This window comes from Salinibacterium sp. TMP30 (assembly GCF_038397785.1).
In the GTDB taxonomy this organism is placed as follows: Bacteria; Actinomycetota; Actinomycetes; order Actinomycetales; family Microbacteriaceae; genus Rhodoglobus.
In genome coordinates, this window is the sequence record NZ_CP151642.1 from 2,468,351 (window position 1) to 2,484,760 (window position 16,410).

General features: G+C 60.2%; 13 protein-coding genes. 1 reads left to right on the forward strand and 12 read right to left on the reverse strand.

All coding sequences use genetic code 11. The features are described from left to right. Window positions 1-232 precede the first annotated feature (232 nt). Window positions 233-946: a DUF981 domain-containing protein gene (locus AADH44_RS12005; protein ID WP_341953076.1), complete on the forward strand. Its 714-nt coding sequence runs from the start codon at window positions 233-235 to the stop codon at window positions 944-946. 20 nt (window positions 947-966) lie between these two features. Here the strand turns inward: AADH44_RS12005 and AADH44_RS12010 are convergent, their stop codons facing one another. The 12 genes from AADH44_RS12010 to AADH44_RS12065 form a co-directional block, all read right to left on the reverse strand. Continuing rightward, window positions 967-2,031, reverse strand: coding sequence for an ABC transporter permease (locus AADH44_RS12010; RefSeq protein ID WP_341953078.1), 1,065 nt, complete (start codon window positions 2,029-2,031; stop codon window positions 967-969). Further along, the gene (locus tag AADH44_RS12015) at window positions 2,028-2,999 is read right to left on the reverse strand and encodes an ABC transporter ATP-binding protein (RefSeq protein WP_341953079.1); all 972 of its coding nucleotides are present in this window, start codon (window positions 2,997-2,999) and stop codon (window positions 2,028-2,030) included. Before AADH44_RS12015 ends, AADH44_RS12010 begins: the two co-directional genes overlap by 4 nt. Window positions 3,000-3,062: 63 nt before the next feature. Next, window positions 3,063-3,632: a serine O-acetyltransferase gene (gene cysE, locus AADH44_RS12020; RefSeq protein WP_341953081.1), complete on the reverse strand. Its 570-nt coding sequence runs from the start codon at window positions 3,630-3,632 to the stop codon at window positions 3,063-3,065. Between the two features lie 95 nt (window positions 3,633-3,727). Beyond that, complete coding sequence (gene cysK, locus AADH44_RS12025) at window positions 3,728-4,666, reverse strand: cysteine synthase A (RefSeq protein WP_341953082.1); 939 nt, start codon at window positions 4,664-4,666, stop codon at window positions 3,728-3,730. Window positions 4,667-4,830: 164 nt separating this feature from the next. Beyond that, window positions 4,831-9,030 (reverse strand): ExeM/NucH family extracellular endonuclease, encoded by a 4,200-nt coding sequence (locus AADH44_RS12030; protein ID WP_341953083.1) that lies wholly within the window; start codon window positions 9,028-9,030, stop codon window positions 4,831-4,833. A 264-nt stretch (window positions 9,031-9,294) separates the two neighbouring features. Next, window positions 9,295-10,113 carry a PaaX family transcriptional regulator C-terminal domain-containing protein gene (locus tag AADH44_RS12035; RefSeq protein WP_341953084.1) on the reverse strand — a complete coding sequence of 273 codons (819 nt, stop codon included), beginning with the start codon at window positions 10,111-10,113 and terminating at the stop codon, window positions 9,295-9,297. A gap of 6 nt (window positions 10,114-10,119) precedes the next feature. Then, window positions 10,120-11,331 carry an aminotransferase class V-fold PLP-dependent enzyme gene (locus AADH44_RS12040; RefSeq protein WP_341953086.1) on the reverse strand — a complete coding sequence of 404 codons (1,212 nt, stop codon included), beginning with the start codon at window positions 11,329-11,331 and terminating at the stop codon, window positions 10,120-10,122. Further along, complete coding sequence (locus AADH44_RS12045; RefSeq protein ID WP_341953088.1) at window positions 11,328-12,380, reverse strand: amidohydrolase; 1,053 nt, start codon at window positions 12,378-12,380, stop codon at window positions 11,328-11,330. The genes AADH44_RS12040 and AADH44_RS12045 overlap by 4 nt, the downstream gene beginning before the upstream one ends. Then, a complete protein-coding gene (gene kynA / locus AADH44_RS12050; protein WP_341953090.1) occupies window positions 12,377-13,234 on the reverse strand; it encodes a tryptophan 2,3-dioxygenase in 858 nt (285 codons plus the stop codon). The genes AADH44_RS12045 and kynA overlap by 4 nt, the downstream gene beginning before the upstream one ends. A 72-nt stretch (window positions 13,235-13,306) precedes the next feature. Next, window positions 13,307-13,510 carry a hypothetical protein gene (locus tag AADH44_RS12055; RefSeq protein WP_341953092.1) on the reverse strand — a complete coding sequence of 68 codons (204 nt, stop codon included), beginning with the start codon at window positions 13,508-13,510 and terminating at the stop codon, window positions 13,307-13,309. Further along, window positions 13,507-13,902: a PGPGW domain-containing protein gene (locus AADH44_RS12060; protein ID WP_341953094.1), complete on the reverse strand. Its 396-nt coding sequence runs from the start codon at window positions 13,900-13,902 to the stop codon at window positions 13,507-13,509. The genes AADH44_RS12055 and AADH44_RS12060 overlap by 4 nt, the downstream gene beginning before the upstream one ends. 120 nt (window positions 13,903-14,022) lie before the next feature. Continuing rightward, window positions 14,023-16,092, reverse strand: coding sequence for a DEAD/DEAH box helicase (locus AADH44_RS12065; protein WP_341953097.1), 2,070 nt, complete (start codon window positions 16,090-16,092; stop codon window positions 14,023-14,025). Between the last annotated feature and the right edge of the window lie 318 nt (window positions 16,093-16,410).

The following is a 16,410-nucleotide window of genomic DNA, read 5'->3' on the forward strand; positions in this document are numbered from 1 at the left end:
ATCAGTATGCGGGGGAACAACTGCAGCGCTGAACTCGTCGTTGGGGTAGCTGAGACCCGGGCGAGCGTGTTCAAGATTCACGCTAAGGCACACCCGCAGATTTATGCAAGCGCTTACTGTCCACTTTCGTCGACCGAAACCGGAATGAGACATTTGGCGAAGCTGGTGTGACATTTGTGCGCCCCACTGCTGAAAGCTTGAGTAATCATAGGTGCGGGTGTTCACTGGAATTATGGATCAAGGATTAGTAATTGACTGGACTCAAATGCCCACCTACAACACGATCATGGCGGTGGCAGCCGGAGCAGGCCTGCTCAGCCTTGTTCTGTTTGCGAGACGGCTGATGGCGGGCACCGAGATCGACTTCCGAGGCTACGCTGTCAACTTCGGCGTGTTGGGCCTGATACTCACGATCACGGGCGCTCATATGACACTGACATGGCCGTTTGCCGCCTACTTCCCGTTCGACAACATCATCTTCGGAGAACCAAGCCTTGCGTTTGGTGTTCTCCTGCTGGCTGCGAGCTTTGTACTGTGGCGTCGAGCCGCAGTGCTCGAAGAGTCAGCGGATGCTGCACGCTCCGTTGCCCGCACAGCGGAGCCGCTTGGCGTGCTCATCTTCGGCCTCGGGCTTTCCCTCATCGCTATCGCTTTCGCGGGAATCATCTTCCAGCTCTTCGCTGCCCCGCCGGAGGAACCCATTTCTGGCGCTTTCGCCCAGTGGCCCTGGGTCGAAGCAATCTTCATGTCGGGACTGTTCGGACTGGTTGGTCTGGGTGCACTACTGTTCCCGTTCGCCACCCGCACCTTCGCTGTGCGCAGCACCCCTACCAAGGTTCAGTGGATTGCTGGGGTTGCGCTCGCCCTGAGTGGAGTCGTATTTCTGCTCTTCGGCGCTCTCAACTTCTTCACTCACATCGGGCTTATCGTCAACACGATGGGCTAGCTCAGCACGGGCCACATCGTTTACGCGATGCGGCTCCCGCGGCTCAGCCTGGCTGCTGGCGTTGTGGTACGAAACCACGCGCCGGCCAGCAGAGCACCGGCAAGTACGAGGTGTGTTGCAAGCCCTACGGCCCATCCGGGAGTCGTGGATTCGATAATGTCTCGCGCATTCGAATACTCGGAAGACGGCTGCTCGGGCTGTCCGACGACACACACAGTGCTTTCATAACCGGCACTCTGGGGCAGTTGGGTCATACGTGCCGACAACTTGAAGTATCCGAACAGGTCGGTCGGCTGGTCATTCTGGTCGTAGGCGGTAGGCACCGCATCGGCCAAGATCACGTAAGGATTGGCGACGAGAGCGCCCCAGAACAAATCGAAGCGCGGGGTTTGATACTCGTATTCCTCGGGTGTCGAACACTGTGTCGGAATTCCGTCGGCGTTGTATTCCGTGCCATAGCTGAAGACCGATTTTGCGGTTGTTTGGAGCGCAAGGCCGCCCAGCGTAAACGCAATCAGGGTGCCAACGCTGAGTGCAGCCACCACAAGATACGTCACAACAATCGAAAACAAGGGGCGCGTCATCAGCCCAGAAAGCCCCACACCGACGGCGGCAACGACACCCAGCTCGACCGCCAATACGATGACCGAAACAACAATCGTGCTCACCCGAAGCTGACCGACAATCGCGGCGTAGATGAGAAACGGAATCGCAGCGATCAAGAAGGCGAGCGCGGTAATCCACGCCGAGAGAAACTTACCCATGATCAGTTGGCCGGTCGTGATGAGCGTCACCTGCGTGGTGGCAAGAGTTCCCGCATCCCGATCACCATTGATGGCGTTGCCGCTGAGGGCAGGCGCAACAAGAGTGCCCAACAGCAGCACGAAGTAGATGATGGTGGAATACACGCCACCACCACCGTCATTGGGGCTGCCGAAGCCGTTGAGGGCAAACGACAGCAGCACCGTGACGATCAGAATCAGGCCCACAAACACCCCGAGCAGGATGAACCAGCTGACGGTACGCACGCGTTGGCGCAATTCGAGCGAAAGAATTACTCCGACACCGGAGAAGAATGCGGTCATTTCGAGTCCTCGGCGCTCAAGTCGATAAAAGTGTGTTCGAGGTCGCCGACAGCAGGAGCAAAAGTGCTGATCGCGACCCCCGCTCCCACCAAGCGAGCAAGCAGGGCGGATGCCGCAGCTTCGCCTTCGAGAGCAACAAGCAGCTCGGTGCGGTCGGTTGCAATCGCATCCTCGTCGATGCCGTCGGCAACAAGTGCCGCGCGCAGTGCCACCACATCACTCGAGCGGATGCGCCACGGTCGAGCACTGGCGCGACTGCGCGCAAGTGCCTCAGCTGACGCCGTCACTCCCTTGGAGATGTAGACGGCACCGTCGGCCATCTCATCGAGTTCGGAGAGTACGTGGCTCGACACCAACAGGGTTTTGCCTTCAGAGGCGAGACGCCGCACCAGAATTCGCAGATCGGCGCGAGCAACCGGGTCGAGACCCGACGCTGGCTCATCGAGCAGCAGCACGTCGGGCTCATGCACGAGAGCGCGGGCCAGGCTCAATCGCTGCTTCTGGCCCCGCGAGAGTACGCGCGTTGGGCTGTCGGCAAGCTCAGGCAGATCAACAAGAGTGATGAGTTCTGCCGCGCGCGCTGCTGCGGCAGATTTATCCATTGCGTACATGCGCGCCGTGTAGATGAGGGTGTCACGAACGCTGAGGCTCGACCACGAGCCGAGCACGTCGGGCATCCATCCCAGCCGCGCGCGAACCGCAGCAGTCTCGGTGACAGGATCATGACCAGAAATGCGGATGCTGCCAACATCCGGCTTCAACAGCGAAGCCAGCATGAGCATGAGCGTGGTCTTGCCCGAACCGTTGGGCCCGATCAGCCCGGTGACGGTGCCCGGTTCAGCGATAAAGCTTGCGTCGCGCACGGCGTGCACTTCGCCGAATGATCGCCCGACATGCTCAACGGCGATGCCGCTCTGGGCCACACCGCTGGGTTCTGGTTCGATGTGCGCTGTCTCAACTGACGTCATGGGGTTGAGCATAACTTACAAATGGGCTGCACACGATCGCCCCAATCAGGAGTGCACCAGAGCCTAAATGTAGATCGCGGGGTCGGTGTAGTTGAAGCTGTCGCGGGGAGCTTCGGTGCCCCGCTTGGGTCGCGCAACGGCGGGGACACCGACGAGTAGAGAATCGGCGGGCGCATCCGCAACCACGATGGCTCCGGCACCAACGACCGAGCCCGCGCCGATAGTGATATCGCCCAGAATCGCGGCCCCAGCCCCGACAACGATGTCACTGCCGAGAGTTGGATGCCGCTTGCCACCCTGAGAGCTCGTGCCACCCAAAGTGACACCGTGGTAGATGAGTACGTCATCGCCAACAATGGCGGTCTCACCAATGACGACACCAGACCCGTGGTCGATGATCACGCGGCGACCAAGCTGCGCTGCAGGATGGATCTCTACTCCGGTCAAGAAACGAACGAACTGGGAGACCACGCGGGCGAGGAAGTGCGCCCGCGCAGTCCACAACCAGTGGCTGAAGCGGTAACCCCACACCGCATGCATGCCCGAATAGGTCAGCCAGATCTCGAAAGCTCCGCGCGCTGCGGGGTCGCGCGTACGCACAGCAGCGATATCTTCACGGGTTCGAGGAAACAATAGGGCTATCCATCAGTTGAGGTGGGCAATGAATTGATAATTGCGACGCGCTGCAGCACGTGGGGCGAGCAGCAGCGCGCTAGTACACGGTGCTCTTAGTCGACGAGGTCTTCATAGAGCAAAGTCGAGAGGTAGCGCTCGCCGAAGCTCGCGATAATCACGACGATGGTCTTGCCGGCGTTCTCGGGGCGCTTAGCCAACTCGAGTGCTGCGTGCACTGTCGCTCCCGAGGAGATGCCAGCGAGGATGCCCTCTTCTGCTGCGAGACGACGGGCCATGGTTACCGACTGGGTGATGTTGACGTCGAGAACCTCGTCATACACATCGCGGTCAAGAATCTCTGGAACGAAGTTGGCGCCGATTCCTTGAATCTTGTGGGGACCAGGAGCGCCACCGTTGAGGATTGCGGACTCTTCTGGCTCAACGGCCACAACCTTGATTTCGGGGTTCTGCTCTTTGAGGAAGCTGCCGGCGCCGGTGATCGTTCCGCCGGTTCCGATTCCGGCGACGAAAATGTCGACGGTTCCGTCAGTGTCATTCCAAATCTCGGGGCCCGTGGTTGCGTGATGAATAGCAGGGTTCGCTGCGTTGGCGAACTGCTGGGCCGCGACTGCACCTTCAGTGTTGGCAACAATCTCGGCCGCCTTCTCAACAGCGCCACGCATTCCTTCGCCGGCGGGGGTTAAGACGAGTTCCGCACCAAAGGCGCGCAACAGCATCCGGCGTTCCTTACTCATGCTTTCGGGCATCGTGAGCACGACGCGGTAACCACGAGCCGCACCAACCATTGCCAGAGCGATACCGGTGTTGCCACTGGTGCCCTCAACGATGGTTCCGCCGGGCTTGAGCGCACCGGCTTTCTCGGCGGCATCGATGATGGCGACGCCGATGCGGTCCTTCACGCTTGCGGACGGGTTCTGAAACTCAAGCTTGGCCAGCACTGTCGCGCCAGCGCCCTTTGTTACGGAGTTGAGCTGAACCAACGGTGTGTTGCCGACAAGTTCGGTGACGTTGTTATAGATACGACTAGCCATGATTCAGGGGTTCCTTCGTAGGTAGGAGATCGATGGGAGCTTGCTCACCATAGTTACCAGCAATCTGTGCGCCAAATTTATTTCATCAAACTGGGTAACACGCGAAAGAGGGCCCCGCAGAACGGGACCCTCTTCGCGCTATTCGGCTAGCTGCCCGATGTCATCTAGAAGACGAACACCAGTCGTGGCCAGCTTAAACTCGACTCCACAGTGGCGTTACCGGAGTACTCGACCCAAATGAAGTGGATACCGCGGCTGAGCTTCGGCAGTTCCAGCGAAGCATTGCCGCGATTGTCTACCGTGCTCGTTCCGACAGCGGTGCGACCGTCATAGAAGGTCACCTCGCCAGCGGACGTGCCATCTTTACCAACCTTGACGCTGGCATCGACGGTGACCGAGCGGTTGCCCCACACGAACCAAGAGGAGAGGCTCGTGCTGACTCGCGACGAGATCTTCTCCACTGATTGGGCGTCCGATACAGCCACACCGTCTGAGAAACCGTCCTTGCTGGCCGTGACCTGCACGCTCAACTCGGTGCCGATGTCCTCGGTCGTGATGCGGTAGCGACGGTCGGTTGCATCGGCAATCGGCTCACCATCGCGCAGCCACTGGTAGCTGAACTCTGCCGAACGCTCACTCCACCGTCCCGGCATTGCCTTGACGGTCTTACCAACCTCAACCGTGCCTCGGATGCTCGGAGCACGAGTGTTCTCGATTGCTTCTGCCGTTGCGGTGACCTCGATCGGAACCGCAATCGCAGTATCCGTTCCCGGCACCGCTACGGTCAGCGCGAGCATGCCCGAAGGCACTCCAGCCGGGATCGTGATCGTCACTGTTGCGCGACCCTGCTCATCCGTCGTATCGACGATGGTGCGGTCGATTGTTGCCGAACCGAGCACGGTACCGTCAACCGATACTTCGACCGTGGTGGCATCTGATCCGCCACGGCTGAAGGTGAGCGACGACAGATCGAGCGTGACGTCGTCTCCGGGGTTGTAGCCGTCAGCATCCGGAGCCGAAACAACAGCACCAATAGCGCGCTGTTCGAACGGCGGCGAAGCTACCGGGGTCTCCTCGAAGTAGTCGACCATGGCCTGCAGGTCGACGCGTCCGGTGTCGGTCGGGTTCGCGCCCGCAGCGAGAGTAGCGAAGTTGTCGCCACCAGCCGCGAGGAAGGAGTTAGCAACCACTTTGTAGTTGGCTGCAGCATCCACCGGAACACCGTTGAGGTACATCGCAGTCACATGTGCACCCTGGCCCGCAGCGGGGTCATAGACGTACGTGAGTCCTTCAGAAACACCGAGCTTGAGGAACGGACGCTGAGCGCCAGCGGGCTGCCACTGCTCTTCAAGAACCTGCTTGAGCTGGGCACCCGTGAGTGTCAGCGTGACAAGAGTGTTCGCGAAGGGCTGCACGTTGGCTGCCTCACGGTAGGTCACATCACCGTCAGCGTCATTGGGCCCCGAGGATTCATAGACGAGGTCGGTACGCAAACCACCAGGGTTCATGAAGGCGATCTCTGCACCCGAATCGGATGCTGCCCAGAGCTGAACGTCAGCAACAAAGTTACCGAGTGTCGACTCTCCACCGCGGTTCTCCGGGAACGGGGTTCCCACTACCGGAGTCTGAACCGCACGGAACATGCTCGCCGAGATTTCGCCGACCTTGGCCGAACCCAACTCGTCAGCAACAGCGGTCGCTTCGTCAACGATTGCCTGCACAGCCAAGTCAGGCTCGAAGCCCTCAATGGGCAACACCTCGGCGCTGAAGGAGATGATCTCCTGCGTTGCCGGGTCAACCGTCAGGTCGAAGTGACCGTAGTTTGAGCCGTACTGTCCCGCCGAGATGACCAGTCGAGGGCGGTCCATACCGGGAATCGCGATCTCGTGGTCGTAGGCCAGGTGAGTGTGACCCGAAACGATTGCTTCAACCTTCGGGCTCAGGTCCGTGACGATCTTGCCAAAGTCCGAATCGTCAGTTGACGCCGCGATATCGGTGGATGCCGCACCCTCATGAACGAGCAAGACGAGTACGTCGGCTTCGCCGTTAGCGTCATTGCCGTCGGTGAGGTAGTCCGCAACGCGATCAACCTCGGTAACGATGCTGCGAATCTCCAGCGAGGCAATGCCAGCAGGGCTGACCAGCTCATTGAGGTCCTCGGTGACGGCACCAATGAATCCGACAGTCACGCCATCGAACTCCTGCAGGAAGTACTCGTCATAGGCCGGAGCGTTCGTAGCCCGGTCGTAGAGGTTCGCTGCAAGGTAGGGCCAGTCGGCGGCATCCAGGATGCGGTCGTCAACATCGGCGCGACCCTGATCGAATTCGTGGTTACCGAACGAACTCGTGGCGAGCCCAATTTCGTTGAGCACATCAATTGTGGGCTGATCGTTCTGGATAAACGACGTGAACGTGGATGCACCAAGGAAGTCACCGGCACCAACAAATGTTGTGTTCGGGTTCTGTGCCTCCCAGTAGTTCACCATTCCACCGAGCTGAGCTGCTCCAGGAATGCCGCGACCGGCTTCGATGCGACCGTGGAAGTCGTTCGTCGTCAGAATTTCGATCTCGACGGGCACCGCCTCAGTGCTGAGGCCGATGCTAATCGGATCGTGATCACTCGAGCGGAATACGGTTCCCGCTTCAGCTGCCGCATACGCGTAGCCACGGTCTGACCATTCTGGGGAGTTAATGTTCCAGACAGCAGCATCCGTCACGTGGTCGGCAAGCGACGGCGACACAATGATGTGGTCGAGTGATCCCAGTTCACCATCGAAGGTGTAGGTATATCGATCGTCGGTCGTGGCAGCAAGAGTGTCAACGTAGCCAGCCGAAGTGAACACCTGAACTGGGTCTTCTTCAGAGTAGGAGTTGAAGTCACCCACAAGAACAACCTGATCGCTCTTGGTTGGATCAGCCGAAATGCTGTCAACAAGCGCCTTCACCGCGGTGGCCTGCTCAACACGCTCAGTGTTGAACTTTCCCTGACCATCAGCAGGTTCAGCGCCCGAGCCACCCTTCGATTTGAAGTGGTTGGCGATAACCGTAATGAGTTCGCCATTCGACTCAAAAGTTTGAGCAATCGGCTCACGCGCAATGTCCCACACCGTCTCGTCAACGGCAGTGAAGCTGTCGCCCACCGCGGTGACGGAGGCCGGCTTGAAGATGATCGCGCTCGTGATGAAGTCGGTGATCGCCGCATCATTGAGTGCTGCCGGGGTGCGAACGTAATCCCATGTACCCGCGCCGGCTGCCGCGTTGAGAGCACCCACGAGGTCCATGAGCGCTTCGTCGAGGCCGCCACCCAACTTGATGGAGTTCTCGATCTCTTGGAGACCAACAACATCCGCATCGAGCGAGTTGATCGCGGCAACAATCTTCGACTGCTGAATCGCAAACTCTTCGGCGGTGTCTGCACCACGCGCATCGGGGTCTTCGCTTGTGAGAGTTGTGAAGTAGTTGAAGACGTTGAATGCTGAGACCTTGAAGTCTCCGCCAACTACTGGAGCCGACTCTTCACGCGGGTTCGTCGACGCGAACGTGGGGCGGTACTCCGCCGCGCTCGAGTCATTGATCGCAACAGTCGGCTGCAAACGCCAGTCGTCAAAGCCGTAGCTCAGAATGTAAGGGTTCGCGGGGAACTCAACGGTGTCACCGTTGCGCACAACAGTGTCAGCCGAGAAATATGGCTGGTCGCCGGGGTGAGCACCGTTAGAAATCTGGATGCTGTAGCCATCATCGAGGAAAATGCGGCTCGCACGGTTGGCGGCGGCAATCGCGTTTGCAGCATCGCCGGCATCCGTGGTTTCGGTGCTCTTGACGGCGAGTTCTTCTGGGCTGAGCCAGAGCGTGCCGAAGTTGTAGAGCTGGTGGCTTGAGCTGACGAGGTAGTCGCCGGTGGGGGCGACCAGCATCGACTCGAAGGGTTCACGATCATTGCCGACAACACTGGTATCAAGCGCCGTTGCTTGAACCGTGTCTGCGTCTGCGAGGTCTGCTGCGGCGGTAACCAGCTCAACGGTGGCAGGAGTTGCGCCCGCACCTAGCTGAGTCTGGCCAAAACGTTCGTCGACAGGGCCGGTCGCGCTGACCTTGTCGCCAATGGCGACAGCGGGGTTCAGGTTGTTGAGGTAGAGGAAGATTCCGTCGGAGGCGCCGGGCGTAGCATCGCTCACCCCGCCTGATCCGGGAGTCTGAATAACGATGCCGCGGTAGCCGGAAGCTCCGCGGTAGTCAGCAGTAACGACACCATCAACGGTGACGGTAGAACCCACCAAGGGGCTCGATGCTGTTGTGCCTTGAACATCGGCAATAGTTGCCGTTGCGTCGGCGGCAAGTGCGGCCGGAGCTGTGATCGTAGTCAACGCGATCGCACACGATGTGGCAAGAGCCCCTATCGTGAGTCGCGTTGGCCTACTGCTTCGAAAATGCATAGCGGGCAGTCCCCTCGAGAGTTGTGAAATCTGTGGTCTACCCCCATTAGGGGTATGACAGACGATAGCCCCGCTCACAGCCAATTCCAAGGGTTAAGGCGAATTGCTCATGTGCGCGTAACCCACTGTTCGTGTGCGCATCTAGCGGCTACCCGGATGCTGCATGCCCAGCAGGCTCGCCACATCACTCGTCGGCTAGCGCACAGAGGAGCGCGCGAAAGCGTGTGCACGTGCAGCCAACGAGCGGGAGATGCGCCCAAAGAGTTCCAGACTCGCCTGGCCGGGCCACCCCGACGGAAGCGCCGAGTTCGGCAACCCAGGATCGAGATACGGGATCACTCGCCACTGATCAAGAGCATGAATGTAGCGAGCGAAGGCTTCGGCGTCGCTCGCGGCCGGGCCCACCTGAGCGGAGTGCTGTGCGAGGAAACGCTCATGCAATTCGCGCAAGCGATCCAGATCCCACCACTGAGCTGCGGCATCCGACAGCGGGCGGTCTGTTTCAGGGCTTCCTGCGATGAACAGCGTTGCGCATTCCTGCAGATCGAGGTCTTCAAGAATCGCAAGAACCTCATCCTTGAGCGATGCCGGGCAAATCCAGAGACCCGTTGCGACGGTTCCACAGCCGATCCAGCCCAGCCGTCGGCGCAACTGGTGACGTGCATCCCGGCGCGACTCAGGAATGGAAAACGAGATCAAACACCAGTTATCGTCTTCGCGCTGTTGTCGAAAACTGAAAATGCGGCGGTCACCACTTTCGAGCATGGGCACCGCGTCACCATGCACCCGATACCCCGGCTGACCGTTGACAACCTCAGGAACGAGCAAACCCTTCGACTTGACTCGAGCGATCGCACTGCGAGCGCCATTGGCCGGAACTCCCAATGCCTCCATGATGCGCACAAGCTGCGCCGACGAGATCCAGCCGCCCAACTGGCGCAACTGCGAGCCAACAAAGGTGCGCAGCAGTGAGGTAGCGCTCCCCGGTCGGGAGTCGAAGTCATCCAGAATCACGGGCTGCTACTTCACCATGGCTGCGTGAATTGCTTCGATCCCCAACTGCACTTCGGCGAAGGTGGTGCTCAGCGGTGATAGCCCCAAGCGGATGCCGTGGGGCCGGCGAAAGTCAGGAATGATCCCCTGTTTCCACAGTTCGGCGTTGACGCGGCCGAAACTCTCGTGGTCGATCGTGATGTGGCTGCCACGCTCATCGGAATTGCGCGGTGAGCTCACGGTGACGCCGAGCGGAACGAGCAATTCGTCGACCAGTTCAAGCGCGAATTCGGTGAGCGCGACAGACTTTGCGCGAATCGCAGGAATGCTGGCCTGCTCGATGAGTCCCAGCATGTCTTGCATGGCAAGGGATCCAATAATCGACGGCGTGCCACTGATGAAGCGACGGATGCCGTGGTGCGGCGCATAGCCTGGCCCCATTTCGAAGGGAGTGCTGCTGCCCATCCACCCCTGGATTGGTTGGGTCATGCTCTCGATGTGTTCTGCGCGCACATACCCGTAGGCGGGGGAGCCTGGCCCACCGTTGAGGTATTTGTAGGTGCACCCGACGGCGAGGTCGACACCCCACTCGTCGAGTTCGGTTTCGACAACTCCGGCGGAGTGACAGGTATCCCAGAGTACGAGCGCACCCACTTCGTGAACGAGCGCGGTGATGCCGGGCATGTCAGCGAGGTGTCCGGAGCGGTAGGCGACATGGCTGATGACGACGATGGCGGTGCTCTCGGTGAGGACCGCGCGCAGCTGGTCGGCGGTTACTCCCCCGTCGATGGGCGGGTCGACCCACCGCAGCGTTTTGCCGAGTTCGTCGGCAATTCCTTCGACGAGATAGCGGTCGGTGGGAAAGTTGCCGGTGTCGATGACAATTTCGCTGCGATCGGGTCGTGCTGTGAGTGCGGCGCGGATCAGTTTGTACAGGATGACCGTGGTGGAGTCGCCGATAAACGTTTGCCCGGGCGCTGCGCCAAGCACTGCGCGGCCGAGTCGGTCGCCGAGAGTCAACGGCAGTTCGTACCATGATTCGTCCCAGCCGCGGATGAGGCGACCACCCCACTGGTCGTTAACGAAGGATGCTAATTGTTCTGCGCTCGCGGTGGTTGGGCGGCCCAGTGAGTTGCCGTCGAGGTAGGCGCGCACTTCGGGGGAACGCACAAACTTGGCGGGGAAGGCGGCAAGCGGGTCAACGGCATCCTTGGTTGCCGCATCGGGTGTGGTATTCATCGGGTCCTCATTAGTTCGGGTGCGGTCAGTACAGTTGCGGTCATCAGCCATTGGGCAAGATCGGTATCAGCGTCGGGAACGGTCGGAAGGTAGCTCACGGTGCTGCCGAGGCTCGGAAGGCAGAGCGCTCGAAGGAGAGCGTCGTTACGCACCCCGGCATCCTGCAGGGCGACAAGCTCGCGCTGGTTGAGTCCCGGCGGAAGATCGCCATTGCCGAGGTCGGTGCCGTACCGCACGATTCCCCCGGCGAGGTGGAACCGTCGCAGGTTGTCGCTGGCGATGTCACAGTCGATACCGCGTTGACCGTAGCCGTGGATGTCGAGGGTGCTGACCCAGGAGTGGCGCCCACCCAAGAAACGTGGATCGCTCTGCGCCATCGTCTCAATGAGGGCGTCATCGAGACGTTCCGACCACGGTGTGTGGGCGAGACGATCAACACCGGCATCGAAGGCTCGCTGTGCCTGGCCGATTCCTTGCGCGTGCGCGACAACTTCGCAGCCTCTGCTGTGCGAGTACTCGACCACGGCATCCAACGTCTCATCGGCGATGACCGGACCATCATCGGTATTCAGCGTGACTTTGATGAGGGATGCCCCCGCAGCTACTTGCTCAGCCACAACCGCGATCGCTTGCTCTGGCGTTGACACTTCGCACACCGAGAGTGTTGCGGCCCACGCGCGAGTAGCAGGGTAGCCGCCGGGTGCCGTAATGAATGCCCCCGCATAGCGCAGCGCAGGAACCATGTTGTCGCTCGCCCATTCGATAAGACGGCCAGGGTCTCCGCCCAGGTCATCAACCGCAGCAAGGCCGCCCGCGATGAGGCTACGCGGCTCGATCAGCCCGAGATGCACGTGCGAGTCACGAAAGCCCGGAAGCAGCACTCCCGGGAGGTGGCGCGCACCAGAGTTGTGGTGATCGGCGGTTGGGGCATCCGGAAGTACCGTAATTGAGGATGGCGTAACCCGCACAATGGCCGGACCATGCCAGCCGCGCTCCCAGTACGCATCAATCGCATAGTCGACGCTTGCCGCGCCGACGGGCTCTGTCACGAACGCCCAATCTCGGTGCGCACAGCGAATAGTTCAGGGAAGAAGGTGAGATCGAGTGCTTTCTGCAAGAAGCCGACACCGCTTGACCCGCCGGTGCCACGCTTCATGCCGATGATGCGCATGACTGTTTTCATGTGGCGGAAGCGCCACAGCTGAAAGTTGTCTTCGAGGTCAACGAATTCTTCGCACGCTTCGTAGGCGAGCCAGTGTTCGCTCTCGTTGTCGTAAATGTGGCGGAACGTGTCGATGAGGTCATCGTTCTGCTCGTAGCCGCGCGTGACATCGCGGTTGAGTACGGCTGCCGGGATGTCGTAGCCGTGCCGGGCAAGGTAGCGGAGAAACTCGTCGTAGACGCTGGGCTCGGCCAGCAGTGTGCTGAGCAGGGCGTGCGCTTCGGGCTGAGATTCGAAGACCTTGAGCATGCCGGCGTTCTTGTTGCCGAGCAGAAACTCAACCGCGCGGTACTGGTGCGACTGGAATCCGGATGAGCTACCTAAGTAGTCACGGAACTGCGAATACTCACTGGGCGTCAGGGTCGCAAGCACTGACCACTGCTCGGTGAGAGTGCGCTGGATGTGCTTGACGCGCGCAATGCGCTTGAGCGCAATAGAGAGGTTGTCGTTGGCGATCAGATCGCGGGCCGAAGTCAGTTCGTGGATCACCAGTTTGAGCCACAGCTCGGTGGTCTGATGTTGGATGATGAACAGCATCTCGTCGTGATGCTCAGGCTTGCTCTGCGTGGTTTGCGCGCTGAGTAGCTGGTCGAGTTCTAGGTAGGAACCGTACGACATCCGCTCACTGAAGTCGGTAACAATATCGTCTTCGAGGGCGCGTTCGTTGTGAGTATCCGACATGCCGACACCCTATTGCACTTTTACGACGACCGCCACACTTGTGTTTACCTGCGGACTCACATCTGCCTCAGGTCAGGGGGCCTTCTCACCGTCCACGCTTTCCGCAGCCCTGTTTTCGCCGACCTCATGAATACTGCGAAGGCTGTCGTCAAGGGCGCTGCCAAGTGTCGCGTCAGCGTTGTCCTGCTCGTTTTTGCCCTTCAACTTCTCGCGCGCAGCAGCGTCAGTGGCACCGTCCATCATCGGTTCGTCCTGAGTTTTGTCATGTGAAGTCATGTTCGAATTCTATGGTCAGACCCTGATGAATCGCCGCTATGGGTTCCCTTTGCGAAACCAGTTTCTGCCCGGCGCTTGCGCTTCTCGTTCGCAGCAGCGAGGGCCTTGCGCGCGAGAGCGTTAGCCTTGCCGCTGGCTCTCTTTGCCGCCTCAAACTCTGTTCCGAGAAGGGCGAGACCGCCCACCGTGATGAGGGAGCCCGGCCCCGGCAAGGGAATCAGCGCTATGCCAAGCACGACGGTCGTACCGCCGACGACACCGATCGTCGTACGGTAGACGCGATTCGAAGTCGGGTTTTTACGGATCGCGGCGCGCGTTCCACGGGCCGCAGAACTCGCCACGTGTCCCAGTGCGGAACCGGCACGCGCCGCGGCTGATGGTTTGTCGTTCATAATTCGATTCTACGAGAGGCGGCTGCGACTCCACCCTCTGAAGATGCAGAAAACCCCGGATACCTACCACGTGAGTGGGGCATCCGGGGCTCTCTTACGCTGATGTGAGCTGGGTGCTAGTTAGAGCGCAGCCAACTTGTCGATGACGACGTCTCCGGCAGCGACGTCGATCGACTCTGCGTCGATTTCGGCGCGGCCGAGCAATTCGTCCATCTTGCGGCGGCGGTTGCGGTTGATGAGCGTGACAACGGTGCCGACCTTGCCGGCGCGACCGGTACGACCAGCGCGGTGCAGGTACGTCTTGTACTCCTCGGGAGCGTCAGCCTGAATAACGAGACTGATGTCATCCACGTGGATGCCGCGGGCGGCAACGTCTGTCGCGACGAGAACATTTACCTTGCCACTCGTGAGCATCTGGAGGTTGCGGGTACGACGCGACTGGTTGAGGTCACCGTGGAGGCTGGTCGCCGGAGTTCCCCCCATGCTCAAGAATTCGGCCATCTCTTCGGCGAACGCACGCGTGCGAGTGAAGACGAGAGTCTTGCCATCACCCGCAGCAAGCTGCTTGATGATCGCACGCTTTTCGCGCTGTTCGATGAGCAGAACTTTGTGGTCGATCGTGGATGAAGCCTGGTCTTCGCCAGCCACCTCGTGCACAGCCGGGTCAACAAGGAACTCCTTGACGAGAGTGGCAACACCCTTGTCGAGGGTTGCCGAGAACAGCAACTTCTGGCCGCCTACGCTGGTCTCACGCAGGATGCGCTGAACAGGCTCGAGGAACCCAAGGTCGCACATGTGGTCTGCTTCATCGAGAACAGTAACCTTCACCTGACTGAGGTCCAGTCGACCCTGCTCGATGAGGTCTTCAACACGACCGGGGGTAGCGATGATGACATCGACACCACGCGTGAGCGCTGCAACCTGCTTGTACTGAGGAACGCCACCAACGATGGTCGTCGTGAACAGACCAACGCTGCGAGCGATGGGCTGAATGGTGCGGTCAATCTGCTGAGCAAGCTCACGAGTCGGCGCGAGGATGAGGGCGCGAGGCTTGCGACCCATCTGACGGTCCTTGCCACCATTGTTTTCCATGAGGCGCTCAACGAGGGGCGCACCGAAAGCAATGGTTTTGCCCGATCCGGTCTTTCCGCGGCCAAGAACATCTTTGCCGGCGAGAACATCGGGGATGGTTGCTGCCTGGATGGGGAACGGCGACTCTGCACCCATGGATGCGAGCTGACGCGAAATGTTCGAACCAATACCGAGGTCGAGGAACGACTTGCCTGCAACCTCGCTCGCAGTAACTACTTTGGCTACAAGACGCTCAAGTACAACATCTTCCTGCTGCGAGTGCGACGACTTGGCGTCACGGTTCGGGTAGTACGAGCTTTCGCGCGGCTCCGAGCGTTGCGCACGATCGTTGCGGTCATTGTACGACGGACGGCCACCACGATCGGGGCGGTCACCGTACGAGGGACGCTCTGACCGCTGAGCGCGATCGTTGTATGCGGGACGCTCCGTGCGCTGGGCGCGATCGTTATATGCGGGACGCTCCGTGCGCTGGGCGCGGTCGTTATACGAAGGACGCTCGGTACGGCCGGCGGATGCGCCACGGTTAGCCCGGTCGTTGTACGAAGGGCGCTCGGTGCGCTGGGGGCGTTCGTTGCGGTCTCCGTAAGACGGGCGCCCGCCACGTTCGGGACGGTCACCATAGGAAGGGCGCTCGCTGCGCTGAGCGCGATCGTTGTATGACGGGCGCTCTGAGTGGCCACTGTATCCACCACGGTCCGGACGCGAGTCACGCTGAGGACGATCGCCAGAGCTTCCGCGCTCTGGGCGTTCACTGCGCTGGGAGCGGTCACCATAAGCACCACGTTCATTGCGCTGCGGACGGTCACCATAGGAGGGGCGCTCGTTGCGGTCGCCATTCTCGGGGCGTCCGCCACGGGCAGGCTTTTCGCGCGGGGTCCAGTCGGGGCGGCGCTCATCGCGTCCACCGCGAGCGGCACCGGGCTTGCGGTCGCCGGTGCGCGCGGCACGGTCATCTGCACTCCAGCGACGTTTGGGCGCTTCGCCCTGGTCGGCACGGAATCCGCGGTGCCCTTCACTGCGAGCACCACCGCCACCCTTAGGTGCGGGCTTGAAGTTCTTGTTGCCACGGCCTGTGGCAGGTTTATTGAAATTAGGCATGATGCTTTCCGGGTTATTCGTAGATGAAACACATCTAGTGCGTGGAGCGCGCGCACGCCAACGCTCACCAAGTTACTTAGTTACTGAAGAACCAACTTGAGCATTCGTGCACTGCACTACTGAACCCGGGCAGTCTTTGACCGAGGCCGTCACATACATTCGTGTGATTGTCACCAGCCGCCTGAACTTTTCCGACGTGTGTGCTGGCAAACCGGCCCGCAAGACTTACAAACCCTACGCGAGATTTCGCGCTGTCTTGAGCCGACCCGACAACGTTACTCCATTGCGCAACCGATTGCGAGGGGCGAGTGGATGCTC